A 25,434-nucleotide genomic window follows, 5' to 3' on the forward strand; every position below is an offset into this window, starting at 1 on the left:
TCAAGGAATGGCTGAAGGAAATCGACTTCCATCTCTAGAAAATGCTCCTCATCTGAAAACAGATGGGGAGTTTTTTCGTATATCAACATTTCAGCGTCACCACTTATATAACAAGTAGTTACACCTATCAGTATTTTGAAAAATATTATATTGGGTTCCTCATTGCAGTATCGTTTTTCTAAAATCACCCCGTCCCTCTTTGTTGATAAAGCGAGTTGCACTCGGCAATTTGAAAACGAGTTTTCATTGCACTCATTGGCATCGCTTTTTCCCATTAAAGAAGGAGTTTTTTCGAATCCCTCCGTCTCCCTTTAGCCAAAGGGAGCTCCACATCCTAACCAAGCCTTCCCTTCTCAGAAAGGAAGGATGTAACCGCCCTACTCGGTGCTCGGAACCGCTACGCTATAAGGTTGGCGGACCATCAAAGGTCTCGCCATATTGTGCGGGATGGGACCGCCTGGATATAATAAACCTACTTATTATCATATAACTCTGACAGTTCTACCGATAATGGATGCATACCCTGTTCAACATCAAATCTCACAAGCTTGGCACTTGACTTACGAAAAGAATCGGTAAGTAAAGAAATACTTTAATAGATGAAGTACAAATTTATACAACAAGTTTGTCTTTAAGTATATTTCTGTTACTCCAAGTATTCAGGTCACATATTTGTTTGTCGCGTATAAGTTTTACTATGACTCCTACTTTTTCTGAAGCCAAAGACTTCTTCAGATCGTCCATTAATAGTATCCTATTGCTAAACCGGTCACTTGCTCCTGACCTTTGGACTATCTCAAAAGAAGTTTGAGATTTACACAGACTATTTATATAGTAATTATCATTTGAACCTGTCGCAAAATCCAATAATGCAATTTTATTTTGGCTCTGGATTGCTGCTCCAAAAGTTAATGTCGGAAAATACTCTTTTATCTCATTCTTTGATAAGAAACTTTTATTAGGGATAAACGTCCGAAGAAACGTATGAGCCTTCTTTCTGAAAATATTATAAGATTTATCCGTAGTTTGAGCTATTTCAGCACAAGAGGTGCTTACTAAGCCACTAATAAATGCTGATACATCAAAAATAAGATTAGGTACAAGAAAACTCTTTGTTGTCTTTTTATAGTAATAAAGTAAATTTCGAGCTTTGACAGTCTTGATACCGTAATTTTCGGTATAGTATGCAGTTATCTTCTTGTAAACCGAATCTCCAATCTCATCTATATCGTAAACACCAGAATCAATCCACCCTGCATCAGTAACTACATATTCATTTTCTCGCTTTGTAAGAAAAACAGAAACGAACATATCATTAGATGTTGGAACAGGTGTTATTATCTCATAACTGTTTCCAACTCTTCTAACATGCCATAATGCAGAAAATGCAGTAATTATCTCGTTTATAATCTCATCCATAAGATTGTCTTGTTTTTAAAATGGTACACCTTCACAAGGATCAACTTCTATATGTTCAAAAGGAATGACAGGTTGCTCACCAATTTGTATTTTGGGGCTTATCGTTGTCAACTCCCCATAAATATTACCTTCTGAGCAAAATATCGGAAATCCTTCAGTAATATTAGATGCTGCAGGGTTAGCCTGTATTGCATCTGTTTTAGTAGCAATTAGACGACCTTTTTCATCATACTTGTGAATATGAGGAGTAGTTACTAATTGCTCTGACAAAGGAATATCATCAAAATTATTACGATGACTTGTTCCTGCAGAATCATACCTCAACAATATTTTACTAGAAATTTCATCTGTCATTAGTTTTGCACTAAAATGATCTGCATCACCATTTTTCACTTCTATTGAAATATATGAATTTCCAAATGACTCAGAGCATTCTAATGCTTTTACATACTCCAAAGAGCTTTCATGCTGCGGACGTTTGTCTTTAACAATAATTGGAGTCGTTGTATATTTTGCAGTTTGCATAAAGATTTGAAAAGAATCAAACTTTTGCAATAGTTCTTCATTAATTTTTGCCATGAATCTACAATTACTTTTCTTCAATGATTACCGAAATCCCTACTTATCTCAAAGATAGTGTCACAGACATACTACTTGTATATTACCAATACAATGCCTCCACTATATTGCAAATAGTTATACCTATCATTTCTTTGAAAAAGTTTTTTGTTCCTCATTACAGTATCGCTCTGCACTTGTCGCCACTCGAATGAGGAAATAATTCTATCTAATGTCCCGAAGATTTGGCTTTCCCTTCGGGCACCGATTTTCAATTCACTGATTTACACAGATTTCTTAGACCTGTTCGGTCTATTTTTTATCTCACGCAGATGACACAGAACTATACGATCTAACAACACACATTTCATTTTGTGAAGAATGATATCTGTCACACTGCAACTCATAGAAATCTGGAAGTGGATTAAAGTTCATTGCTATATTAATCTGCCGCTCTCACGCAAACGTTTCTTGAAACCCTGCATCACAGTATCTGCCCATTCATGAACGTTTTCTTTCATCACCTGTTTTTGCTTTTCATCAAAACCGGAATAGGCTATCTGTTGCTCTATACATGTCTGAGCCGTTTCCTTAGCTAAGTCCAGTGTATGTTCTGTCACTTTGCCATTTGTTAGCCTCTCGCCTAATTGGGCGTAGAAGTAGCCTTCAAAAAAGGCTATACAATATTCTTTTGCTGTCATACCGCTTCCTCCTTAATTATAAAAACTTATCGCAAAATTACCACCACAATTTATCCTTTACATCTTCCTTCTTATCTTCAACCTTTGCATCCAATTCCTTTAGACCTTCTGACAATTCTTTGTGGTTATCAGCAGGATCATATTTAATGAAATCAAGATGCATCGTTTCTTTATATACCTGCAATTCCAAATCGGAATATGTATTATTTGGAATCACAAAATAATGATTCTTAGAGACATGAAATGTCGTTGCATAATTTTCGAAAAGAAGTTTTATATCAGGATCATTCAAACCTGCCCCCAAAAAGATAAATGTATGAGTAAGAATAAGAGCTTCCATTATTTTATAGAAATCTGAATTTTCTATTCTAGCTCTTGCATAATCCGCTTGAGTAAAGATTATTTTATTGGTTGTATCTATTGTGCCATGATTTTTAATAATTACAGAATCTGTGCCTCGCAAATACTTTACTACATCATCATCATAGTAATGCTTCAATACTATGGTATTACGAGATTTGCTTTGGGCATAATTATCATAAATCTTATCAAAATTTGGGGTAATAGTAATTCTTGAATCTAGTTTAAATATATACTCGTGAATCGGAGCAGGCTCAAAGCCTGTACCACGGAACATATTTTTCAACAATTCATCAAATTCATTATCCCCTAACTTTTTACGCAAAAGTTCACAGGCCATCAGATACTCATAGCTATCAATACACTTCTTTATCACAGCATTATCTGGAGCACCTACCTTACTATTACCTTCCTCTAAGAATTTTCTCCATGTAGGTGGATGGTTACCATCTATATCTGTAGCATTAGCAGAAATTCCTGAGCCTAAGAACAGTACGCATCTCTTTCTAGCCAACTCTAATATTAAATCGTCAGGCCAATCCATATTCTTCTAAATTTCGATTAACGTTGCAAACAATACCATTCATAACATCCTGATATTCATCAACTTTAGTAAAATGGGCACCCAAAACACCATCATGGCTACTCAGTTGAAAAACAGGCTTATGAGCCGATTGAGACATCGGTATCAAACTATTAAAATTAGGTATTTCCCCTATTTTCAAATGCCCTTTATCTATATTGCGAGGATAATACTTACTCATTTTTTCATTAACAAGTTTAGGCATCTGAGAAATTATCTCATCGTATGCCTTTACTGCTTGTCGTTTTCCTCCTCTAGTTCTTGAAGTATATTGCTGATTTACATATCCCAAGAACATAGGATTTACTTCTACATCTCTATTATCCAACTGATAATAATGCCCTTTATTGTCATAGTATTTCTCCTGTAGCTTTTTAAAAGTCTGAATCCATTGCTCAATTGCTTTTGAAATATTATCAACAGCTCGCAGACAAAAAATATCACTTGATGTTGGCATAATAAAACCGTCAGTAAATAGCAAGACTAATCTATTTAACACTCCTAACGAAGGACCTACATCAATAAACACAAAATCGTACTTATCTTTAAGACCTAGATACATATATTTAAGAAAACAAACTGTTTTTATGGAACGTTGTATTGCATTTGATGTATCTGACCATTCACCACTCAAAAAATCTTCCATTAGGGCAAGACGAGTGTCACCAAGAACTAAATCTACTCCAAACCCTACCGAACTTTGAATTGGCAAATCAATCAAGCCTTCGCTAGACTGATATGGCTCTATATAATCATACAATGTCTTTACTGTCTGATTAGAATATACTTCTTCTATTTTCTGATCATCCAACAAATATGTTGTTGCATTACATTGTGGGTCGGCATCAATTACTAACACTTTTTTATGTAGTACAAAGCTATAATAAGCAGCAATATTACACAATAAGGTTGTCTTACCGACTCCACCTTTATTATTAAATACAGCAATTGTATTCATTTGTTCTTCTAAATTTAACTATTTTCACAAATCACCATTAGAACGTAACTACTGATTTTCAGCAGTTAGCTCATCCAACATTTTTCAAAAAAACATGTTATTAATTGGTATTGCCAGAGCTGCCAATTAGGCAGCCTTGACGTTCACCTTTTTATTCGAGTTATAACTACATGAGATTAGGGACATGATAAGATTTTCGAAAACCTACCTTCAATTGTCTTTGCGACTCTTTCGGTTCCCCTTACAGGGGACAGAAACCTTCCTTACCGTTAAGGAAGGCTCCACCTTTCTCACCAAGCCTCTCTTTCCTCAGGAACGAGAGGATGTACCCCCCCCTCCGGTGCTCAGAACCGCTACGCTATAAGGTTGGCGGACCATCAAAGGTCTACGCCATATTGTGCGGGATGGGACCGCCTGGGAGCTGATGATTTTAGCTAGCTGTAAGCTCTATCTGAAATCATTACTTTATCTGCTACCATCGGTATATTAATGATTGCCAGAATATTGTATACAGAATTAATTTCGTGTCTTATCTCTGTACCATCTAGAGGTATCATAAAGTCTAAACTTACAATTAGAGCAAGCGGAAACCAGATCATCTTCTGAGATCTTTCCAAAAACAAAAGAATAAAAACTTGGATTAGATGCACGATCAAATTCTCTTGCAATTTGCTTTTTCCAATCATAATTTATACCTTCTCTGTATTTTGAGAACATATCAGATATGAAACTTGCTACATTCTCCAGAATAGCAATGTCATCTTCATCCTCAAGATTCAGCTTTGATAGCAAATCAACAAAGAAATCGGACAATCCACTGTTTTTGGGAACAATTAAACCATATGAACTTCTTATTGCATCATAATTATCATCAAAGAGTTGTTCTGTAGATGTCTGAACAAACATCATATTTCTACCCGTTCCATATCTACGTTGATGTTTATCCGTATAAACAACAATCCATTTGTCTTCTTTTCCTTTAAGAGACCAATACAAATCCAATCGACGTTGTTCTTCATTAATACTAATCTTGGCAATTTCAAATTTTGATAAGATTAAATCGTCCATCAAATTATAATATCTCTGCTTGCAAAGAAGCATGTCTATATCTTTCAGGTGAGCCTGTTCTTCTCCATACAATGTCTTTAATAAAGAAATTGCAGACTTGTCGGTTGACTTTATTTTTTTCAACAGTCTGTTCGCTGCAGCAAAAGCCTCGCTCTCCATTGTCCAAAAATGCCCATTAGATTCCAAATCTTTCAAAGAACAAAATTTTCGTTTATCTTCTTTTTCAATAAGAAGAATCTCAGATTCGGATAATTTTTCTTTCAATATTTCTCTATCAGAAAAGTCTGTCCTGTTATATTGGTCTTGACGAAGCAAAAAGGCATTTAAGAGCCAAGTCATTTCTTCGGCAACCCATGTCACAGAAAAATCTTTTTGAAGGTCTTTCTGCTGCGTTTCTATATTATTGAGATATAATCCATAGATTGCTTCCAACATTTTCGACACACTGGACGAATTTACGTTAGAGCGGGCCACATTTGTTTTTGGAGCCTCCTTGCCTGTCATATTAGCATAGGCTACAAAAGGATGGCCATTATACCCAGGAGTATTCTCATCGATTCTGATACCTTCAATACTCATTCCCCATGGAGTTACAACAGTATCTTTCTGATCTAGCCACATATTGCTGGCTTCTACCATTGAATACTCCTTCATAAAGGAATTATACGACAGCAATATGGCTAATTCTATGCCATTATTATTATAATCTTTTATTTTATACTTTGTATCCGACAAGGATATTCCCTTAGCCTTTAATACAGATTCCAACAAGTGCTTTGGTGACAAATATCCAATCTGCCTGTCCGCACCAGCCTCATGATAGTAGAACTCACAGTTTGGTATAAGAATCCATGTGGCAAGAATTTGTTCTGGAGCAAACTTTTTGACAGACGGACGCACTTTTAATTTAATAGAAGTTCCTGTCTTACTCGTAATCTTCAAGTTCGAATCTTTTTCCGCACCATGCTTCAGTAAATACTTTCCATGGACATTTCTTATTTTCAAAAGAAGAGGCTTCTCCTTTTCGTCCATTTGTGTCAAAATATCAACATCATCAGCTATCAAGAAACATGTGAGAAGTCCGATGCCAAATCTGCTGATGGAATTATAGTTTGGGTGTTTTTTCTGAAATTCAGCATCTTGATACCTTGAAGATCCAACTTTCAGCAAGTGATTCTCTATAATATCCATATTCATGCCAGTTCCATTGTCACAAACCATAAGTTCTCGATTCGATGCATCCCAATAAACATCTACCCTTGGGGTATATTCTTCATCTTTATGCTCTTCCTGTAATTCATAAAGTTTTACTTTGACTGCATCGATAGCATTCTGTGCCAACTCTCTAAGAGATACTGATAGATTATTATATAATGTTTCGCCTACCAACAAACTCAGTATTTTCTGTTGGTCAATTGTAAACGAAAGTTGTCTACGCTCAAAATTCTTTGCCTGAATAGTCGAGTCATCAATATCTTTCCAAGGATAATCATATTTAGAGGCATATTTTTTCTTGGCTATCTCATTTAGACGATGGTTGTTTTTTAACTCCTCACGCGCATACTTTAAATACTCTATTAAAGAAAAGAAACCGTCTTCTTTTTCAAAGAATGCGGACACTTCAAAGGTATCTTTTGGTAATGCATCATTTTTGTTTCCATCTTGATCTTCAGCAATTTTCGGAGAGACACTTGACACAGCATTTTGCTTGGCCCATTCTTCCTGACTAATAGGATTAGTTGGAGATATGATAGCATACTCAATTGAAGGAGTTCTGTCGCTTGTTATATGGAGCAAGTCTGCTGTTCTTACTATCAATGCAGCATAAAACACATTTCCTTTTTCCTGTGGCGAAGTTCCATAGGCTTTTTCAACCTTATACTTTTCAAAATCGTCCAAGTCATCAAGATTATGACTTTCACAGATTGTAGCCAAATCATCTTTGAACATAGGACGGAGGCCTGAAATCATAGATGCAATTATCTCCAATATCTTTGGGTCTGTATAGCACCATGCATTATCTTCATTTCTTATCCAACTGGCTATTCTGTCTCCATGATGGTGTCTTACGAACTCTTGATAAATAAAGCGTTCTTGATCCTCGGCAGATAAAGAGGAAAGAGAAACTGTATTTTCATCCTTGTCAAGATATGCTTGTCTAAAAACCTTATATTCACCAGATGAATTTCTGTTTTCATACTCATTGCGAGTAACGAGCATACCTAAATCATGGAAATAAGTAGCAGTAACAATGAGCATCCAGTCTGCTCCAGTCATCTTATCCTGGGTTTCCTGTGGAATGATATAATCCAATGACTCCAACATCTTGTTGATGTGGGATATATCATGCTTTGTATATTGGTCAAAAATTCTGCCATCACCGATATGGGCGAGCATTTGTGTGACTTTGTCCTTCAAGGCATCTAACTTGATGGATTTAAATGCTTCCAACTCGCATGCTTTTTGCGCATGAAGTTCTGCTTTAGATAATGTATCTGACATATTTTATTCTTTTTACTAATTTATAAGTATATCACCGTTACAGCGTCCCACTGTATACAAGTAGTAACACCTATCGGTTTTATGAAAATTGTTATTTGAGAAAATTTCAAGTACCTCCCCACACCTTCGGCGCAGGAAAGTGAGCGGTACATTACATACTCTTCTTGCCTTTCTTTACCTTCTTCGATGGCTTGGCGGTTCTTATCTCGCCCTTTTCCTGCATATTCTTGAGGAAACCTTCGAAGTCGCAACGTGCCGCTGCTTCCAATTCGACGTACTCATCTTGCTGGTCTCTGTTGTAGAAACCAGTGATTCTTAAATTAAGCATAACTTGATTGAGTATTAAAAATTTAGAAGCTGTACGATTGTGGATTGTTAAGCGACAACCGTAAAACGCTTATTTTTTTTGTTTGAAATGGGCGGGTAACCCGCCGTAGTATTGTTTCTCATCGCAGTATCGCTCTGCACTGGTCGTCGCTCGAATGAGGATGTTATCTTATAAATATTGTTGCACAATATTTGCTAGTTCATCAGCATAAGAGGATGTATCTTCTACATATTCCTTATTTACAAGTATGTACAAAGATAAATCATTTCTTCTAAAATGCTCGAACTTGTCATCAGAAACCGTTGAAAGTACAAAACGACGATAAAAACGGAAACGACGGGATACCATTCCATCCTGATCTTTTTCGTCTTCTGCTCCAATAAAAAAGAAAGAAGCTTTTTTATCTCGCTTCAATACATCTAACATTATATGAAACATTGTATAGAGTATCGTTCTAGCCTCGAAAGTATTGGAACGAAGACTAAACTTATTTTTGCTGTTGATGTTTGCCTTATCGAAGAACTTCACACAATAAGCGTGTTTCTTATAACATTCAACTCTTACGATATAGGCATGATGAGACTTGTCTGACTTAAACCGATATTGCAAGGTCTGAATCAGATACTCATCACTTTCACTTTTATCTATCAGTTGAAAGATAAAAGGATAACCATCAGACATCAACCGTTCCATTAGATTAATTTTTTATAAACAGGTATTGCTACCTTATTCATTTCTTCTTTCGAAACCTTAACAACTCCAGGAGTTGCATCAAAATAATCTACAGGATAACGATACTTGCCATTTGGCATCAAAACCTTAGTTACACGGCGAAAGAGAGAGATACCCTCTTCTGTAACTATCTTTGTTATCGTCTTATCTATGATTTTTCCCATAATTTTTTATTTTTTATTTCAATATCGCCTGCAAATATAAGGTTTTTATATGAAACTACCAAATTTTTGGGGGAGTTTTTGCAACTACTCTTCTACAACTTCGAAGTCTTCCTTATGCACGCCACAGATAGCTACAGCTCGTCCACCGAAGTCGAAGACGAGCTGGCGGTCACGGTCTATGCGGACAATGTAGCCTTCATAGTCTTTGAATGGTCCTGTAAGGACACGCAACTTCACGTGGTCTTTGGCAAACTTCTCAAAATCATCACGAAGGAATGTAACCTGCTCCGGATGGGTCTTCATCACATTCATAAAAGGCTGCATGATGGAGTCCTTGATGGATGCAGGTCGTCCTAGGCTGCGGTCTTTGACTAAATGAAATTGGGGAAAATAATCTGCAAGAAATTCTTGTAGGTCATTCACCGTACCTTGCAAGAAGACAAGTCCGCTGACAGATTGCTCCAAAGTCTTTTTCACTCCTTGTTGTTTTTCCTCATCCTTGTAGGAATAACGAAGGGTTTTATGAATGAAATAAGGTTGTTTGGTATTTTTCTCGTCAGCATTAAATTTTTCAAGCCATTTCTCCATCCCTTTAGCTGCCATGTGAAGAATAAAAATATAACTCCATGAAGTGGGGTTGGTGGAAGGGTCTTCTTTCTTTCTGATCCGTTTACGTCGGGATATTCCTTCTACACTCGGATCCGAAAGTCTTTCAGCCCCGATAACGTGGATGCCCTTTGGTAAGCGTTTGCTTACGTCGGCTGTAGAAGGTGAATTCAAGCAATCCTGCGTCATATTCTCGTTCTACTTTATGTCCTCAGCTGCAACCATACATGATGGTTGTGGAAGCCTGGTCCATTTCTTATGATTATGCATAATCTTATATAAATGAGTATTAGCCATACAGCCTCTACACATGTAGCTTTATTTTACATCATTTGCGCTTTCTTCTTAGAAAAGGGCAACAACTGCCGAAATAAGTGCAAATCTGCCATTTACAGGAATCACCCTGGGCAGATTTGCTAAACATTTGTGTTAAATTTTGGGGGAGGACTACAGAAAATATAAAAAATAGATACGTAATCCAACTATTTTTCGTACTTTTGTAACCAGATTACTCTCTTCTAAGAAGAAAGGGCGAAGTTTGCTAAAAATTTTACCCCATCATTCCGAAATGGGGTAAACATAACTATTTGTTTACAACTCTTTTGAGATCTTGTTTATAATCCGTGCGTTGGCTTCATTGATGGTTGCTACGTCTAATGACTGCAAGTAAATCTGTGTGGTCTTATAGGAGTTGTGTCCCATGCCCTGGCTGATAGTGGCTATTGGGATGTTCATGTGCAAGGCTACGCTTGCCCATGTGTGGCGTGCCACATAGGTAGTGAGCGGTATCTTCAAGCCTACCATCTCACCGATTTTCTTCAGGTTGTAGTTGGTGTTGTGCTCCACCTTGCGGTATGCCGTGTATGGAGAGGATTCCTTGCCTGTCAGGATGGGGAGCAGGTAAGGGGAGTTCTTGGTCTGTTCGGCGTATTTGTCGATGATGGCTTGCATTGGCTTCATCCACTCTATATTGAGGTTTTGGTGGGTCTTGCGACGGTTGTAGTTCACCATACTACATTTCAAGTCGGTCTTCTTCAGGAATGCCATATCCACGAATGCCATGCCTCGGAGATAGAAGCTGAGCAGGAACAGGTCTCGTGCCTTGTCAAGGGAGGAACCTGTTGGCAAGTCCAGGTTTTCTATCTTGCGAATATCCTTTACAGAGATGGCTCGTTTGGCAGTTCTCACGTTAGCGGTCTGCACGTGAGCAAAGATATCCTTGGCTGGCGCATGGCCTGTTTCCACTGCCTTGTTGTAGAATGTGCGCAGGGTTCGCAGATAGAAGGACACGGTGTTTTGTCCGACACCTCTATTCCATAGCCATGCCTGATACATTTCCATCATCTCGCTGGTCATCTGAGAGAAGGTGAGGTCTTCGTGATGACGAAATTCCATAAATCTGTTGGCGGCACTGACATAGTTGCTCTTGGTGCCAATGCACTGCATCTGCTCCTTCTTGGCTATCTGTTGGCGGAAGAAGGTGAAGACGCTCTGGCAGGGTTGCAGCTGCTGTATCTCCTTAGCTATGTCATCAATGGTATAAGGGATGCCATCCATCTCCTTGGCATGGATGATACGTTGCATCTGCTTCATCTCCCAATCTATCTGCGACTGGATGAGCTGTAGATGTGCCTGTCTGTTGTTGCGGTTAGAAGCAATGATAGCCGACTTCTTGTCGTTCCACTCGTCCGGAAAGACATGATAGTCGGTGCTGATCCAGCGCAAGTTGCGCTGGTGAATGAGGTGATAATACAATGTGCCTTCCTTTCCCGGCATCGAGGATGCTCTGAATTTTACTTTTACTGTTGCCATAATACTTACTTTTTTGTTTGTAATTCATGTTGCTTTTGGGTAATATACACCATTATATATGTAAGCAACATTATGGCAACGAATGTAGTTGTATATCACTTAATTACATTTTTCCAAGGTAAAAACAGCCAATTTTATACATTTTTCCAACCCATTTTCAGGCCATTTCTTACACTTTTCCAACTTTTTGATGATATAAAGATAAACAAATAATCTGATAATACTATTACTTCACTACTGTCTGGAGTCTCAATATATAGAGGGATACCTCTTCTGAGATTTTATCCGGGCACTAGTGAGGAGAAAGAGTAAAAGCATTAAGACCTGCTTTTTTTAAACCCCTCGAATTCGAGGGGTTTAAAAGAAGGATTATATAAACCTTCCCAAAATCGTTAAACCACAGTAGCTAAGTCGATATTCAAAAACATCATTTCAAATATTTTCTATCATCACCATCATCCTCCAATACACGCATTTGCTGGATTGCTATTTGATTAAGCTTAACCAAACGTTCACCTTGTGGCATTCCTTGATCAATAAATACCGCATTGAGATTCTCCATATTGGAAAGACAAATCAACTCGTTGACAGTTGCGTAATCACGTATATTACCCTTTTTTTCGGGGTTCAAATCTCGCCACTGCTTCGCAGTCATACCAAACATTGCCACATTCAGGACATCAGCCTCATTTGCATAAATCAGAGAAGCTTGCGCAGGCGTAATTTCAGTAGGAATCAAGTTATGCTTTATCGCATCAGTATGAATGCGATAGTTGATTTTAGAAAGTTCACGCTTAGCAGACCAACCCAATTGAGCTTGTTCCTCCGCTTTTAAGCGTTGGAACTCCTTGACCATATAGATTTTAAACTCAGGACTTATCCACATCGCAAACTCAAATGCAATATCTTTATGAGCATAAGTTCCACCATATCGACCAGCTTTAGATTGAAGAGATATTGCATTAGTACGCTGTACAAAATCCTTAACACTTATTTTAAAGCGATTCAATCCCGCTTGATTTCTAATTATGGCGAATTCGCCATAATTAAAATTCGGATTGTATATCTTCTCCCAAATTCCAATATATTCCAATGTATTTCTATTACGTAACCAATCTGTTACAAAAAACTCACCATCTTTTGCTTTCATCATATCTGTTAGACAGATATAGTCCTCACCATTTAGGTTCAAAACAGAAACTTCTGTTGTATTTACAATAATTTTTGCCATATTTTGTCAATATTTGGTTTGTGCTTGCAAAATTAATAAAAAAGCTCAAACTTACAACACTTTTGCAACAAATTTACAACAGAAAGCAGCAAAATAAACCAAGTTCACCATTCTCATCCACGTATGGAAAAGGAATATGATGTGGTCGATAGCAGCAGGCGCCCTCTGCTATATGCTGCTCATCAGAATCTGACTACACACATTTCTCCATCAACACAAAGGTGATGAAGCCCAGGAGAAGGGCGTAGGTGGCTTGCTTCTGAAAGCCATGGGCATGGGTTTCTGGAATCATCTCATCGCTCGTTACATAAAGCATGGCACCACCGGCAAAACCCAACATCACGGGGAGGAAGGTGGAAGAGGCTGAACCCAAGCCAAAACCCAACAGAATGCCTGCCACTTCGAGCAGGGCGATGAAGATGGAAATGAAGAAGGTACGGGCTGCAGTAACACCAGCCATCATCAAAGGAGCAATAATCACCATACCCTCAGGGATGTTCTGCAGGGCGATACCGAAGGATACCCCCCACTCCGTTGCTCCCTCTGCCGAACAGACACTCACTCCAGCAGCCATGCCTTCGGGCAGTTTATGTAGGGCTATCGCCATCACGAAGAGCATCACATGACTGAGTCGGGCATTGTTGCGATGCTCCTCGGGATCTAGTCCCGTGATATGATGAAGATGGGGAGTTACCAGATCTAGCACATTCAGGAACAAGGCTCCTGCCATCACGCCGATTACTACCAGCCACCAAAGTCCGGTCTGTTCGAAGGCTGGCACTATCAGTCCCAACGTGGAAGCTGCCAGCATGATTCCGGCACAATATCCCAACACGGCATCATTCCATTTATGGGGCAACTCCTTGACGAAGAATCCCAAAATGGCACCTATAATCGTGGCACCGCAAAGTCCGGCAGCACTAATTAATACGTTTGTCATAATCAATATAATATATTGAAGTTATCCAGTTAAACACATGAAGATGCAGATACATCATAGAAGAAAAAAAGCATGGACAACCCTCACAGTCATCCATGCCCATCTATTTCGTATCTGATCTATTCAGTTATTACTAATTATGTTTTGTTATGGTGAAATTGGTGTTTTCCAATTTCATATCATCGCTTCTATTTCAACTTCTTATAACCGTAAGCTGCGTTATTGCCCAACTGCTCTTCGATGCGGATAAGCTGGTTGTACTTAGCCATACGGTCGGTACGACTCATAGAACCCGTCTTAATCTGACCGGAGTTTGTTGCTACGGCAATATCAGCAATCGTAGTATCCTCGGTTTCACCAGAACGATGGGAAGTAACGGTGGTGTAACCATGACGGTGAGCCATCTCGATAGCATCCAGAGTCTCGGTAAGAGAACCAATCTGGTTCACCTTGATGAGGATAGAGTTGGCAGCACCCATCTTGATGCCCTTCTCCAGGAACTTCACGTTGGTAACAAAGAGGTCGTCACCTACCAACTGGCAACGATCGCCGATAGCAGCAGTCAACTTGACCCAGTTGTCCCAATCGTTCTCATCAAGACCATCCTCAATAGAATCGATAGGATATTTGGTAATCAGTTCTTCCAGGAACTTGATCTGCTCAGCAGCAGTCAGTTTCTTACCATTAGGATCCTTCTTCTTACCATCCTTCAACTGGCGATAATCGTAGAACCACTCACCATTCTCCTGAACGGCAAACTCGCTGGCAGCACAGTCCATGGCAATCTTCACATCCTTTCCTGGCTCATAACCGGCATCCTTGATAGCCTGGCAGATGCTGTCGAGCGCATCCTCAATACCTTCGAGTGCAGGAGCAAAACCGCCCTCATCACCTACAGCAGTAGAAAGACCACGGCTCTTCAGGAGCTTAGCCAAGGCATGGAACACCTCAGCACCCATACGAATAGCCTCCTTCTCGGAAGGAGCACCCACAGGACGAATCATAAATTCCTGGAAGGCGATAGGCGCATCAGAGTGAGCACCACCATTGATGATGTTCATCATAGGAACAGGAAGAGTATAAGTATTGCAACCGCCAATGTAGCGATACAATGGGATGTGGAGATACTCAGCAGCAGCATGAGCCACAGCCAAAGAAACACCGAGGATGGCATTGGCACCCAGATTAGACTTGGTCTTGGTACCGTCGAGTTCCAACATCTTATAATCGATGGCACGCTGCTCCAAGGCAGAGAAGCCAACCAAAGCAGGCGCAATTACCTGATTCACATTCTCCACAGCCTTCAAGACGCCCTTGCCGCCATAGCGGCTCTTGTCGCCATCACGAAGTTCCAAAGCCTCGTTCTCGCCAGTGGATGCACCAGAAGGAACCGATGCACGACCTACGACACCTGACTTCAAAGAAACTTCAACCTCTACTGTAGGATTGCCACGAGAATCCAAGATTTCTCTTGCATGAACATTTTCAATAATCATAATTCTATAATATTTTTAATTACATAAAAAATTTTTTCCGAGTGCAAATTTAGGTATTATCTGACAAATCTCCAAATTTCGGGCATCATCAAAAGTAGGTATCGCCCGAAAATACCTACATATAGGTAAGGAGAGGCATGGAAATTTGAGATGCTACCAAATTGTCATTTTATTTTAATTTTATCAATCAGTCCTTCGAAATCCTCCTTTTGCATAGCACCCATCTGCACAGATGGTTTGCCTTTCACGGGGATAAAGAGGAAGGTAGGGATGCTGCTGATACCGAAAACAGAAGCAAGTTCGGACTCCTGGTCGATATCCACCTTATAGAAATCTATCTTGCCGGCATATTTCCCGGCGAGAGATTCCACTACGGGAGCCATCATCTTGCAAGGACCACACCAGGTGGTATAGAAATCGATGACGGCAGGACGGGAACCGGCAAAGACCCACTCTTCCGGATGAGCCTCGTAATCCATAATCTTTTTTCTGAAATCAGATGTGGTAAGATATTGCACCTTGGCAGTTTCAGTTTTCTCAGACTTCTCTTCAGCCGTTTGAGGAGAAACAGCAGGTGCTTTCCTGTTCTGAGAACAAGAAACAAGAAATGGTAGAAATAAAATAACTGCTAATATGATTTTCTTCATCGTTTTTCGTTGTTTTAATTTGAGAGGGTATGCCATTAGGCTATAACCCACCCTCTTATTACAATTAATCACTAATCACTACTCCTAATCCTTCAAAGAATAAGTAACGGTAGTAACAACCCTTACCTTTTTAATATATGGGGTATTGGAATCGCGGTCTTCGATAGAGAACTGGCCCTGGTCAGCATTCATGATTTTATCAATCTTGCTCTTGCTGTTCTCAGCAAACTGGGTAGCAGTCTGCTCAGCATTCTCTATCGCCTCCTGCATCATCTTAGGTTTCATCTGACGGAAAGCAACATATTCATACTTCACCGGATTCTCGTAACCACCATCCACAATAGCAACACCTTTCTGAAGCAGATCACCCTGACGGGCAATGATACTGCGGACCAGTTTCACATTCTTGGATGTAACCGTGATGATGGAAGTAATGTTATAACGATACCCCTGGCGGTTTTCGCCATACCGTTCAGCATTGAGATCTATGACCACAGGCGCATTCACATTGATTTCATTAGCCTTAACACCATTCTCCACCAGGAAGTTTCTGATGGTTCTCGTGGTAGCATTGATTTTTTGATAGAGTTCAGGCAGGTCATTGCCTATTTCCTTGGAAACGATAGGCCACGTCACCTTATCAGCCTCCACCTCCTTTTCGGCAAGGCCTTTCACTACAACCTTTCGGTCTTTACTAATCACACTTTCAAGTCCCGACTTGATACAAAATCCAAGCATGATGATGCCGATGGTTAAAATCACGGCTTGCTTAATACCAGAATTGATGTTCATAATTAGTCCTCCATTATTAAGTTGTTAAAATTGAGTTTCCATTCTATCTCAGATTGAATTTCAATTTGAGTTTTCAAAGATACAATAAAAATATAGAAAAACGACACTTTATAATGATAAAATATGCTAAAACAGCCCATATCAACCCATAAGCACCATTTTTTCTGCCCAAAAGCTTGCATATATTACCAAAAAAAACTACCTTTGCCCAAAAACAATAAAATGGATTACAACATGATTGGGACCGCATGGTCGTTACTGCCTCCTATCGTCGCCATCGCTCTGGCGCTGAAGACGAAAGAGGTCTATTCTTCTCTTTTTATCGGTATCATACTGGGTGCCGTTCAATATTGCATTTCGATGGGAACAGGTTTCGACGGATTCCTCGTTCACCTGACAAACCACACTGTAGGTGAAGGCGATGATGCCAAGGCTTACGGCTTGATACATTGCCTCTCCGACCCATGGAACGTGGGCATTCTGGTATTCCTGGTGGTATTAGGCAGCATCGTTTCATTGATGAACAAGGCGGGTGGTTCGGCTGCTTTCGGCCGTTGGGCTTCCAAGCACGTACACTCGAAGGTTGGCGTACAGATTGCTACCATTCTGCTCGGCATTCTGATATTTATCGATGATTACTTCAACTGCCTTACCGTGGGTTCGGTGATGCGCCCTATCGCAGTGCGCAATGGTGTTACCAAGGAGAAGCTGGCTTATCTCATCGATTCTACAGCCGCTCCGGTCTGCATCATCTCCCCTATCTCGAGTTGGGCAGCTGCGGTATCTGGCTTCGTATCGGGTGGAGAGAACGGACTGGCGCTTTTCTGCAAGGCGATACCTTTTAATTTCTACGCATTCTTTACCATCCTCTTTATGTTTGGTATTGTGATACTGGGCTTCGACTTCAAGGCGATGAGCAAGTATGATGCAAGACTGAAGGAATGGTACGAGCGAACCAATGGCGGAAAACTCGATGAAGTGAGCGATACCAAACTGCAGATTGTTGAGCATGGTGTGGGAGCCAAACAGAAAGAGGATTCCAAGAACAAGGGAACCGTGAGCGACCTGGTGATACCAATCATCATGCTGATTATCTTCTGCATGGCGGGCATGGTATATTCGGGCGGATTCTTCGATGCCGATAATGCCAACTATCTCAACTTTGTAGATGCCTTTGCTGCGAGCAATGCCTCTGTGGGCTTGGTAATCGGTTCATTGGCTGCTCTGATTCTTACCATCATGATGTTTACCATTCGCAAGACCTTGCCTTTCGATGAGGCGATGAGTAGTCTCATCAAGGGTTTTGAGGCGATGGTACCAGCCATTCTGATTCTTACTTTGGCATGGACGCTGAAGAGTATGACCGACTCGCTGGGTGCGGCAGAATATGTATCATCGGTTGTAGCGAGCAGTGCCTCAGAACTTCAGATGCTTCTTCCGGGCATCATCTTCCTGGTAGCAGGCTTCCTGGCATTTGCAACGGGTACCTCCTGGGGAACCTTCGGTATTCTGATTCCTATCTGCATCGCCGTATTCCCTGGTGCTGATCCTTTGCGCATCATCTCTATCTCTGCATGTATGGCTGGAGCGGTATGTGGCGACCATATCTCTCCTATCAGCGATACTACCATCATGGCGAGTGCAGGAGCGGAATGCAAGCATGTGCATCATGTATCATCACAGTTGCCTTACGCCCTGACTGTAGCCTTTGTGAGTTTCCTCACCTTCATTGTGGCGGGATTCACTCATACACTGGGTATGGTAACGAGTGCCATCATCTCGTGGATATTCGGTGTTGCCATGCTTGGTTTTGCTTTATTTTATTTAAATAAGCGCCAAAAAGTTAAATAGTTCTTAATTTATTTGTATATTTGAAATATTTTCAATATCTTTGCAAAAGAATTTAATAAAGAACATATTAATAACTTAATACAGAATACATTATGAAGGAATTAAAAGGAACAAAGACAGAGAAGAACCTCCAGGAGGCTTTCGCTGGTGAGTCACAGGCTCGTAACAAATATACCTATTTTGCAAGCAAGGCAAAGAAGGACGGTTTTGTACAGATAGCTAATATCTTTGAGGAGACAGCTGCTAACGAGAAGGAGCACGCTAAGTTGTGGTTCAAGTATCTGGAGGGCGGTGCTATCCAGGATACAGAGAAGAACCTGGAAGCTGCTGCCAATGGTGAGCACGATGAGTGGACCGATATGTATCCACGCATGGCAAAGGAGGCTCACGAAGAAGGTTTCGAAGAGATTGCAGCTAAGTTTGAGATGGTTGCTGAAATCGAGAAGCACCACGAGGAGCGTTATCGCAAGCTCTTGAAGAACGTACAGGACAAGCTCGTCTTCTCTCGTGACGGCGACTGCATCTGGCAGTGCTCTAACTGCGGACATATCGTAGTAGGCAAGAAGGCTCCTGAGGTTTGCCCAGTCTGCAACCACCCACAGAGCTACTTCCAGATTGAAGCACAGAATTACTAATTCTTGCTTGAGACGAAATATCTAACAGAACATAATATAAATAAGAGAGGGTGTGTCATGGCCTTATGACACACCCTCTTTTTTATGATTTAGCTTGAACCATTTCCAACATGATTTCTATCAACCTTGGAACACCATACTGTTCTATCTCGTCCTCTTTCACCCAGATATAATCATCAGGGAGCAGGGGGCGGGTTTCTGTTTCCTGCAGATAGAAGTCGGCAAGGAGGATGCGATGGGTAAGTACATGCTTCACATCCTTAGCCAGGAGAAGAGGATTATGGACAAAGGCAGGCAGTTGCGGAGCATCTGATGCGTTATATGGTTCCCACAATCCTTGCCAGATATCACCCTCACCGCGACGGTGGATAGCCACTTCGCCTTTACACCTTATATATATATAGGAGAGATGGCGCGTTTTCACCTTCAGTGTCTTGTTCTTCACCGGCAACTCCTCTACCCTTCCTGTTCTCAACGCCTCACAGGTTTCGGCAAGCGGACAGACAAGACACTTCGGAGATTGAGGAGTGCACTGGATAGCTCCGAAATCCATCATACCCTGGTTATAGGCAGCAACAGGCGATAATGCTGTATCTGAAAGTTGCTGAGCAGACGAAGCAGGCAAGAGTGATTGAGCCAACGCAGCAAACTCTTTTTTCCCCTGCGTTGAGTTGATAGGAGTATCTATTCCGAAGTAACGTGAAAGAACCCGGTACACATTGCCATCTACTACTGCCGCCGGAATATCAAAGGCAAAAGAACCGATGGCTGCTGCAGTATAATCGCCCACCCCTTTCAGGGCTTTGATACCTTCAAGCGTATCAGGGAAATGACCGAGCTCCACTATCTGTTTGGCAGCAGCATGAAGGTTGCGGGCTCGCGAGTAATACCCCAATCCCTGCCAGAGTTTCAAGACATCATCCTCGCTGGCAGCAGCCAAGTCTTCAACCTTGGGATAGGTCTTCATGAACCGCTCCCAATATTCCCATCCCTGTGCGATGCGGGTTTGCTGAAGGATGATTTCGCTCAGCCAGATGGCATAAGGATCCTTGGTTTCGCGCCAAGGCAAATCCCTACCATACTCACGAAACCAACGGATAATGACAGCCGAAAAACTATTCATAAAATTCAATGTTCAAATCTCAATGTTCAAAGTAATTACTGTTCCGGATATTGCTCGTAAATCTTCAGTCCGAATTCATTCGCCAAGGCATAGGCATGCTCCATGATATCGGCGAGAATGTGCTCATAATTCACCCATACCTTATCCTTGATGAAGAAATAGAACTCGATAGGAAGACCGCATTGCGTGGCTTCCATGTGGCGCACCATCAATGTGAGATCGGTATTGACCTCCGGACGCTGGCGCAGATACTTCTCCATGAATTTACGGTAAAGCTGGAGATTGGTAGGGGCAAGGGCTGCAGGATTCTTTAAATCCTCAATATCCTTTCCTTCTTGTATATCTTTATCTATCGCCTTCTGCAACGACTCCTTCAACTTAAACGAATCTTCGGTGGCGAAATGCTTGGCAAGCAGATTACGTTTTAATGTCTCATCCACCAGACGGACACTACGGAAATCGAAGTAAACCACGCGCTTCACTCTTCGTCCACCACTCTTCTGCATACCAATCCAGTTCTGGAACGAACCATTCACCAGGGTAGTAGGCGAAATAGTAACGATGGTGTTATCAAAGTTGCGCACCTTCACGGTCGTGAGTGACATATCCTCAACGATACCATTGGCATCCACCGACTTCACCGTAATCCAGTCGCCCTTATGCAACATATCATTGCTGGTAAGACGCACACCAGCCACCAATCCCGTGATGGTATCCTTAAAGACCAGCATCAGGACAGCCGAGGTAGCACCCAAACCGGCAAAAAGGGTCATCGGGTTCTTGCCCAACAGGATGGCAACCACCACCACGCCAGCCACAAAGAGCATCAATACCTTGAGAACACCGCAGAAAGTATGGAAATACTGCTGAGCCGACGAGCGTCGCTCCTGAGAATCCTCCAGTCCTTTGAAAGACCCGATAAAGACCAGAGCCGTACGCACCGACATCACCACGATATAAATGCCCGTAGCCCGCTCCAATATCTCCTTGAATATCGGATATTCCAGATAAATCAGTGGCATGAGCGACCATATCACCACAGCCGGCACAATATGGCAAGCCGAGGTGAGCACCTTCTTGTTCAGCAGCACATCATCCCAAGTGATGTCCGTCTTATCAGTAATCTTACTGATGAGCGGAACTAGTATCTTGCGACAAAGAAAATCGCTCAGCATCGCCAAGAGAATGGCAGTAATGGTGAGCAAAATATGGCGCAGCATGGGCACAAAATCACCGGTGACTCCTGCCCATGTAATCATTTCATCTACAAACTTACGAATTTCCTCCATAAAACTATTAACTATCAACTATAAACTATCAACTAACGCTCACGGTTGGCAGAGCAAAGTACATACTTTATCTGCAAAGTGTCTGGCATTATTGCCATGCATGATACCATTGTTGATGATGGCAAAACAGAGTTCATGACCATTGGCTGCGGTACAGTAACCCGCCAATGAGATGATGCCCGTCAACGTACCCGTCTTCGCTTTCACATTGCCATGCACAAAACTGTTCTTCATACGCTTCTTCAATGTACCATCTACCCCACCGATAGGCAGCGAATGCTTCAGATGGTCCATGATATTACCGTTGAGATAAGCATAACGCAGCAGTTTCACCTCCAGTTCGGCACTGAGATAATTATAGAGCGAAAGTCCCGAGCCGTCAGCCAGTTTATATCTTGCCGGATCGAGTCCTATCTTGCGGATAAGCTGTCTTTCCACATTTCGGGCACTCTTGGCACTCGCCCATTTATTGCCCGTAGAAGCCGCAATCTGATAATACATGCTCTCGGCATAGAGATTATCACTCTCCTTCATCATCTTGTGCAGAATCTGATCCATCGTATGGAATCGGGTACAGACAGTAAAGGCACTCGCAGGACAGACCTTCTCTGAAGCCCCGAAGCAGGAATATTCGATGCCCTCCTCACGGAGCTTGGCAAGAAACTTATCCATAAAGATGTCCTTGCGCTGGAATACCAGTGGCGAAAGCACCGGATTGTCATCATCCCAGCACCAGCCTTCACCCAACAGGTCGGCATCCTTCAAAGAGCGGTCGGCATAGATGCTGCCACGGATGGTGTCAACACCCATTTCCTTCAGACTATTGACAAATGCCGACATATCATCGCTGTTGAAACGGGGATCCATACCGCCTATACAATAGACATCACCCGTCAATACTCCATTCTCAATGGTACCGGTATATTTCAGAGTAGTCTTAAACTGGTAAGAACCACCCAACTTATCGAGCGCCGTAATGGCAGTCAGGAGTTTCATCGTACTTGCCGGACGCATCAGCTGTCGTTCATTTCTCTGATAGATACAAGAGTCAGCAGACAGGTCCCAGACCATCAGTCCTACCTGTGATGTTTCGAACATCTTGCTTTCAAGGAGTTTATCAATACCCACCTTCACCGATTCGGGCCAAGGCAATTTCTGCGCCAGCGTATCCGCCGCCAGGGAGTCAACGAGTGTAGAGTCGGCAACATCCTCCTCATCAACCGTTTCTATTCCCTCATCTTCAATCACATTCTGGGCCTGCACCGGTACAGAGATCCATACCATCATCAGACCCAACATCATATATATTATCTTTTTCATCACAATCAGTTCACCTGAACTTAAAAGAAATTATTTATTTTTGATTCTCTCCATAAATGCCTCTTCATTATCCGGCTGAACGGTCACAATATTATTATGCCCGTATTCGATGACCACACAATAATCCAAACCGAAGAAAGTCTTGGCGATGTGTACATCAGTGACATCACATAGCGGCACATTTCTGTTGGAAGAGAACCTGCCCTCATTGATAATGAGATATTCCATCTCCTCATCCAGGTCTATCGGTTTTACCATCTTGAAGGTATAGGTTGTATTCAGTATGCGCTCTATCATGCCCACGATGATGATAGCCACAAAGATGCCGATGATAGCCAGTTTGACCCAGAAGAAGTAGAGAGCCAGGATTGCGAACACCGCCACACCGATACGTGCCGTCAGCGTAAAGCGCTTATGAAAAGTTCTATCTGCCATAACTTTGATTTATTACCTTATATTATTGTCGTTTTTACGACCTTTTGATAGTCTAAAAGACTATATAACCTTAAATTTCGCTGCAAAATTACAAAAAATCCCTCTCTTATTACTCATTTTAAAGATTAATTATTACTTTTGCAACGAATTAAGAATTAATTCTGAGAGAATGGAGCTGTTTTATAGATAAAAACACCCGTTCTTAAAATTGAAATTAGATAAGAATAAACTCAATGGTTTATAAGTATGATTTTCTGATTATCGGCTCAGGAGTTGCCGGTATGAGTTACGCCCTGAAAGTAGCCAGAGCGCATAAAGGTAAGGTGTGTATGATTTGCAAGACCTCGCTCGACGAGGCTAACACGTCATTCGCACAAGGTGGTGTGGCGTCAGTTACCAACTTGGAAGTGGATAACTTCGACAAGCACATACAGGATACAATGATTGCTGGTGATTATATCAGCGATTATAAAGCTGTGAAGCAGGTTGTCACCATGGCACCGGAGCAGATCAAGGAGCTCGTGCAGTGGGGCGTCAACTTCGATAAGCAGCAGGACGGCAAGTTCGACCTCCACCGTGAGGGCGGTCACAGCGAGTTCCGCATCCTTCATCATGCCGATGATACGGGTGCTGAAATCCAGCGCGGTCTGATGGAGGCTGTGCGCAACTGTCCGGATATCGATATCAAGGAAAATCATTTCGCCGTGGAGATTATCACACAGCATCATCTCGGTGCCCGTGTTACTCGCCGCACTCCTTATATCAACTGTTATGGTGCATACGTATTGAATCCTGATACCCAGAAGGTGGATACCTATCTGAGTAAGGTTACCGTGATGTGTACCGGTGGATGCGGTGCTGTTTATCAGACTACCACCAACCCTGTCATCGCTACGGGTGATGGCGAGGCGATGGTTTACCGTGCCAAGGGTACCGTGGCCGACATGGAGTTCGTTCAGTTCCACCCAACCGCTCTTTATCATCCGGGCGAAACCCATCCTGCCTTCCTCATCACCGAGGCGATGCGTGGTTATGGCGGCATCTTGCGTCTGCCTAACGGCGAGAGCTTCATGGAGAAATATGATAAGCGATTGAGTCTGGCTCCTCGTGACATCGTGGCTCGTGCCATCGATAAAGAGATGAAGATTCACGGATTGGATCATGTCTGTCTCGATGTAACCCATAAGAATCCAGAGGAGACCAAGCGTCACTTCCCTAATATCTACGCCAAGTGTCTGAGCATCGGCATCGACATCACCAAGGAGTATATCCCTGTTCGTCCTGCTGCTCACTATATGTGTGGTGGTATCAAGGTAGATTTGAACGGCTGTTCAAGCATCAACCGTCTCTATGCCCTGGGCGAGTGTTCATGCACCGGTCTGCATGGCGGTAACCGTCTTGCCAGCAACTCGCTCATCGAGGCTGTGGTTTATGCCGAGACTGCTGCCAAGCACAGTATTGAACATGTAGATGAGTACGACTTCAATGAGAAGGTACCAGCATGGAACGATGAAGGTACTTTGACCAACGAAGAGAAGGTGCTGATTACACAGAGCGTGAAAGAGGTGGGCGAATGCATGAGCAACTATGTAGGCATCGTGCGCAGCGACCTCCGTCTGAAGCGAGCATGGGACCGTCTCGATCTTCTCTACGAAGAGACAGAAAACCTCTTCAAACGTGTAAAGGTAAGCAAGGAACTCTGCGAGCTCCGCAACATGATTAACGTGGGTTATCTCATCACCCGCATGGCGATAGAGCGCAAGGAGAGCCGTGGTCTCCACTATACCATCGACTACCCTGCTCATGCTTACGACAAGGAGTAATCAAGAATTATCAGAATATTAAAAGAGGGTGTGTCATAAGTCTATGGCGCACCCTCTTTTA

At 41.8% G+C, this 25,434-nt stretch carries 25 protein-coding genes; 4 read left to right on the forward strand and 21 right to left on the reverse strand.

The features are described 5' to 3' along the window. The 13 genes from DWV53_RS15970 to DWV53_RS12635 form a co-directional block, all read right to left on the reverse strand. Positions 1 to 275: hypothetical protein (locus DWV53_RS15970; RefSeq protein ID WP_220432008.1), on the reverse strand; the 275-nt coding region annotated here is incomplete at its 3' end. Between the two features lie 337 nt (positions 276 to 612). Then, positions 613 to 1,419: a hypothetical protein gene (locus DWV53_RS12580; protein WP_118154483.1), complete on the reverse strand. Its 807-nt coding sequence runs from the start codon at positions 1,417 to 1,419 to the stop codon at positions 613 to 615. Positions 1,420 to 1,434: 15 nt separating this feature from the next. Then, a complete protein-coding gene (locus tag DWV53_RS12585; RefSeq protein WP_118154486.1) occupies positions 1,435 to 1,998 on the reverse strand; it encodes a hypothetical protein in 564 nt (187 codons plus the stop codon). A 416-nt stretch (positions 1,999 to 2,414) separates the two neighbouring features. Beyond that, positions 2,415 to 2,678 carry a hypothetical protein gene (locus DWV53_RS12590; protein ID WP_118154489.1) on the reverse strand — a complete coding sequence of 88 codons (264 nt, stop codon included), beginning with the start codon at positions 2,676 to 2,678 and terminating at the stop codon, positions 2,415 to 2,417. A gap of 37 nt (positions 2,679 to 2,715) precedes the next feature. After that, entirely contained in the window at positions 2,716 to 3,582 is an 867-nt protein-coding gene (locus tag DWV53_RS12595) for an SIR2 family protein (protein ID WP_118154492.1), read from the reverse strand. After that, positions 3,569 to 4,579 carry a ParA family protein gene (locus tag DWV53_RS12600; RefSeq protein WP_118154495.1) on the reverse strand — a complete coding sequence of 337 codons (1,011 nt, stop codon included), beginning with the start codon at positions 4,577 to 4,579 and terminating at the stop codon, positions 3,569 to 3,571. The genes DWV53_RS12595 and DWV53_RS12600 overlap by 14 nt, the downstream gene beginning before the upstream one ends. A 516-nt stretch (positions 4,580 to 5,095) precedes the next feature. Next, complete coding sequence (locus DWV53_RS12605; RefSeq protein WP_118154498.1) at positions 5,096 to 8,149, reverse strand: HD domain-containing protein; 3,054 nt, start codon at positions 8,147 to 8,149, stop codon at positions 5,096 to 5,098. Between the two features lie 151 nt (positions 8,150 to 8,300). Next, positions 8,301 to 8,477: a hypothetical protein gene (locus DWV53_RS15820; protein ID WP_181992494.1), complete on the reverse strand. Its 177-nt coding sequence runs from the start codon at positions 8,475 to 8,477 to the stop codon at positions 8,301 to 8,303. A 168-nt stretch (positions 8,478 to 8,645) separates the two neighbouring features. Further along, on the reverse strand, positions 8,646 to 9,170 hold the full coding sequence (locus tag DWV53_RS12610; protein WP_118154501.1) for a hypothetical protein: 525 nt from the start codon (positions 9,168 to 9,170) through the stop codon (positions 8,646 to 8,648). Then, positions 9,170 to 9,373: a hypothetical protein gene (locus DWV53_RS12615; protein WP_118154504.1), complete on the reverse strand. Its 204-nt coding sequence runs from the start codon at positions 9,371 to 9,373 to the stop codon at positions 9,170 to 9,172. The genes DWV53_RS12610 and DWV53_RS12615 overlap by 1 nt, the downstream gene beginning before the upstream one ends. A gap of 84 nt (positions 9,374 to 9,457) precedes the next feature. Beyond that, complete coding sequence (locus tag DWV53_RS12620; RefSeq protein ID WP_181992495.1) at positions 9,458 to 9,961, reverse strand: hypothetical protein; 504 nt, start codon at positions 9,959 to 9,961, stop codon at positions 9,458 to 9,460. A 609-nt stretch (positions 9,962 to 10,570) separates the two neighbouring features. Next, on the reverse strand, positions 10,571 to 11,791 hold the full coding sequence (locus DWV53_RS12625; protein ID WP_118154510.1) for a site-specific integrase: 1,221 nt from the start codon (positions 11,789 to 11,791) through the stop codon (positions 10,571 to 10,573). A gap of 427 nt (positions 11,792 to 12,218) precedes the next feature. Beyond that, a complete protein-coding gene (locus DWV53_RS12635) occupies positions 12,219 to 13,022 on the reverse strand; it encodes a KilA-N domain-containing protein (protein ID WP_118139670.1) in 804 nt (267 codons plus the stop codon). Positions 13,023 to 13,137: 115 nt separating this feature from the next. Here DWV53_RS12635 and DWV53_RS16405 point away from each other — a divergent pair, with 115 nt between their 5' ends. Next, a complete protein-coding gene (locus tag DWV53_RS16405; protein ID WP_367379684.1) occupies positions 13,138 to 13,215 on the forward strand; it encodes a hypothetical protein in 78 nt (25 codons plus the stop codon). Here DWV53_RS16405 and DWV53_RS12645 read toward each other — a convergent pair whose 3' ends face one another. The 4 genes from DWV53_RS12645 to DWV53_RS12660 all read right to left on the reverse strand — a co-directional run bounded on the left by DWV53_RS12645 (position 13,216) and on the right by DWV53_RS12660 (position 16,897). Continuing rightward, positions 13,216 to 13,962 carry a ZIP family metal transporter gene (locus DWV53_RS12645; protein WP_118154513.1) on the reverse strand — a complete coding sequence of 249 codons (747 nt, stop codon included), beginning with the start codon at positions 13,960 to 13,962 and terminating at the stop codon, positions 13,216 to 13,218. A 188-nt stretch (positions 13,963 to 14,150) separates the two neighbouring features. After that, complete coding sequence (gene eno, locus DWV53_RS12650) at positions 14,151 to 15,458, reverse strand: phosphopyruvate hydratase (protein ID WP_118154516.1); 1,308 nt, start codon at positions 15,456 to 15,458, stop codon at positions 14,151 to 14,153. Between the two features lie 164 nt (positions 15,459 to 15,622). Then, the gene (gene trxA / locus DWV53_RS12655) at positions 15,623 to 16,105 is read right to left on the reverse strand and encodes a thioredoxin (protein WP_118154519.1); all 483 of its coding nucleotides are present in this window, start codon (positions 16,103 to 16,105) and stop codon (positions 15,623 to 15,625) included. An 84-nt stretch (positions 16,106 to 16,189) separates the two neighbouring features. Further along, positions 16,190 to 16,897: an SIMPL domain-containing protein gene (locus DWV53_RS12660; RefSeq protein WP_118154522.1), complete on the reverse strand. Its 708-nt coding sequence runs from the start codon at positions 16,895 to 16,897 to the stop codon at positions 16,190 to 16,192. A 222-nt stretch (positions 16,898 to 17,119) separates the two neighbouring features. Here DWV53_RS12660 and DWV53_RS12665 point away from each other — a divergent pair, with 222 nt between their 5' ends. Together DWV53_RS12665 and rbr are read left to right on the forward strand one after the other, a co-directional pair. Next, entirely contained in the window at positions 17,120 to 18,748 is a 1,629-nt protein-coding gene (locus DWV53_RS12665; protein WP_118154525.1) for a Na+/H+ antiporter NhaC family protein, read from the forward strand. 92 nt (positions 18,749 to 18,840) lie between these two features. Further along, a complete protein-coding gene (gene rbr, locus DWV53_RS12670; RefSeq protein ID WP_118154528.1) occupies positions 18,841 to 19,383 on the forward strand; it encodes a rubrerythrin in 543 nt (180 codons plus the stop codon). Between the two features lie 82 nt (positions 19,384 to 19,465). On the opposite strand, the gene mutY is transcribed toward rbr, so the two are convergent. Genes mutY through DWV53_RS12690 form a run of 4 tightly spaced genes read right to left on the reverse strand, consistent with a single transcriptional unit; the run spans position 19,466 to position 23,550 of the window. Then, positions 19,466 to 20,506, reverse strand: a complete 1,041-nt coding sequence (gene mutY, locus DWV53_RS12675) for an A/G-specific adenine glycosylase (RefSeq protein WP_118154531.1) — start codon at positions 20,504 to 20,506, stop codon at positions 19,466 to 19,468. Between the two features lie 35 nt (positions 20,507 to 20,541). Beyond that, positions 20,542 to 21,795 carry a mechanosensitive ion channel family protein gene (locus DWV53_RS12680; RefSeq protein WP_118154534.1) on the reverse strand — a complete coding sequence of 418 codons (1,254 nt, stop codon included), beginning with the start codon at positions 21,793 to 21,795 and terminating at the stop codon, positions 20,542 to 20,544. A 39-nt stretch (positions 21,796 to 21,834) separates the two neighbouring features. Then, positions 21,835 to 23,115 carry a D-alanyl-D-alanine carboxypeptidase/D-alanyl-D-alanine endopeptidase gene (dacB, locus tag DWV53_RS12685; protein WP_118154537.1) on the reverse strand — a complete coding sequence of 427 codons (1,281 nt, stop codon included), beginning with the start codon at positions 23,113 to 23,115 and terminating at the stop codon, positions 21,835 to 21,837. A 30-nt stretch (positions 23,116 to 23,145) separates the two neighbouring features. Further along, positions 23,146 to 23,550 carry a hypothetical protein gene (locus DWV53_RS12690; protein ID WP_118154540.1) on the reverse strand — a complete coding sequence of 135 codons (405 nt, stop codon included), beginning with the start codon at positions 23,548 to 23,550 and terminating at the stop codon, positions 23,146 to 23,148. A 233-nt stretch (positions 23,551 to 23,783) separates the two neighbouring features. Between DWV53_RS12690 and nadB the strand changes: the two genes are divergently transcribed. Beyond that, positions 23,784 to 25,373 carry an L-aspartate oxidase gene (nadB, locus tag DWV53_RS12695; protein ID WP_118154543.1) on the forward strand — a complete coding sequence of 530 codons (1,590 nt, stop codon included), beginning with the start codon at positions 23,784 to 23,786 and terminating at the stop codon, positions 25,371 to 25,373. The last annotated feature ends 61 nt before the right edge of the window (positions 25,374 to 25,434 follow it).

It is taken from the genome of Segatella copri (assembly GCF_003465495.1).
In the GTDB taxonomy this organism is placed as follows: domain Bacteria; phylum Bacteroidota; class Bacteroidia; order Bacteroidales; family Bacteroidaceae; genus Prevotella; species Prevotella copri_G.

Coding starts and splice junctions, on each gene's coding strand:
- DWV53_RS12580 (WP_118154483.1), bottom strand. CDS start 1,419: ATGGATGAGATTATAAACGAGATAATTACTGCATTTTCTGCATTATGG.
- DWV53_RS12585 (WP_118154486.1), bottom strand. CDS start 1,998: ATGGCAAAAATTAATGAAGAACTATTGCAAAAGTTTGATTCTTTTCAA.
- DWV53_RS12590 (WP_118154489.1), bottom strand. CDS start 2,678: ATGACAGCAAAAGAATATTGTATAGCCTTTTTTGAAGGCTACTTCTAC.
- DWV53_RS12595 (WP_118154492.1), bottom strand. CDS start 3,582: ATGGATTGGCCTGACGATTTAATATTAGAGTTGGCTAGAAAGAGATGC.
- DWV53_RS12600 (WP_118154495.1), bottom strand. CDS start 4,579: ATGAATACAATTGCTGTATTTAATAATAAAGGTGGAGTCGGTAAGACA.
- DWV53_RS12605 (WP_118154498.1), bottom strand. CDS start 8,149: ATGTCAGATACATTATCTAAAGCAGAACTTCATGCGCAAAAAGCATGC.
- DWV53_RS15820 (WP_181992494.1), bottom strand. CDS start 8,477: ATGCTTAATTTAAGAATCACTGGTTTCTACAACAGAGACCAGCAAGAT.
- DWV53_RS12610 (WP_118154501.1), bottom strand. CDS start 9,170: ATGGAACGGTTGATGTCTGATGGTTATCCTTTTATCTTTCAACTGATA.
- DWV53_RS12615 (WP_118154504.1), bottom strand. CDS start 9,373: ATGGGAAAAATCATAGATAAGACGATAACAAAGATAGTTACAGAAGAG.
- DWV53_RS12620 (WP_181992495.1), bottom strand. CDS start 9,961: ATGGAGAAATGGCTTGAAAAATTTAATGCTGACGAGAAAAATACCAAA.
- DWV53_RS12625 (WP_118154510.1), bottom strand. CDS start 11,791: ATGGCAACAGTAAAAGTAAAATTCAGAGCATCCTCGATGCCGGGAAAG.
- DWV53_RS12635 (WP_118139670.1), bottom strand. CDS start 13,022: ATGGCAAAAATTATTGTAAATACAACAGAAGTTTCTGTTTTGAACCTA.
- DWV53_RS12645 (WP_118154513.1), bottom strand. CDS start 13,962: ATGACAAACGTATTAATTAGTGCTGCCGGACTTTGCGGTGCCACGATT.
- eno (WP_118154516.1), bottom strand. CDS start 15,458: ATGATTATTGAAAATGTTCATGCAAGAGAAATCTTGGATTCTCGTGGC.
- trxA (WP_118154519.1), bottom strand. CDS start 16,105: ATGAAGAAAATCATATTAGCAGTTATTTTATTTCTACCATTTCTTGTT.
- DWV53_RS12660 (WP_118154522.1), bottom strand. CDS start 16,897: ATGAACATCAATTCTGGTATTAAGCAAGCCGTGATTTTAACCATCGGC.
- DWV53_RS12665 (WP_118154525.1), top strand. CDS start 17,120: ATGGATTACAACATGATTGGGACCGCATGGTCGTTACTGCCTCCTATC.
- rbr (WP_118154528.1), top strand. CDS start 18,841: ATGAAGGAATTAAAAGGAACAAAGACAGAGAAGAACCTCCAGGAGGCT.
- mutY (WP_118154531.1), bottom strand. CDS start 20,506: ATGAATAGTTTTTCGGCTGTCATTATCCGTTGGTTTCGTGAGTATGGT.
- DWV53_RS12680 (WP_118154534.1), bottom strand. CDS start 21,795: ATGGAGGAAATTCGTAAGTTTGTAGATGAAATGATTACATGGGCAGGA.
- dacB (WP_118154537.1), bottom strand. CDS start 23,115: ATGAAAAAGATAATATATATGATGTTGGGTCTGATGATGGTATGGATC.
- DWV53_RS12690 (WP_118154540.1), bottom strand. CDS start 23,550: ATGGCAGATAGAACTTTTCATAAGCGCTTTACGCTGACGGCACGTATC.
- nadB (WP_118154543.1), top strand. CDS start 23,784: ATGGTTTATAAGTATGATTTTCTGATTATCGGCTCAGGAGTTGCCGGT.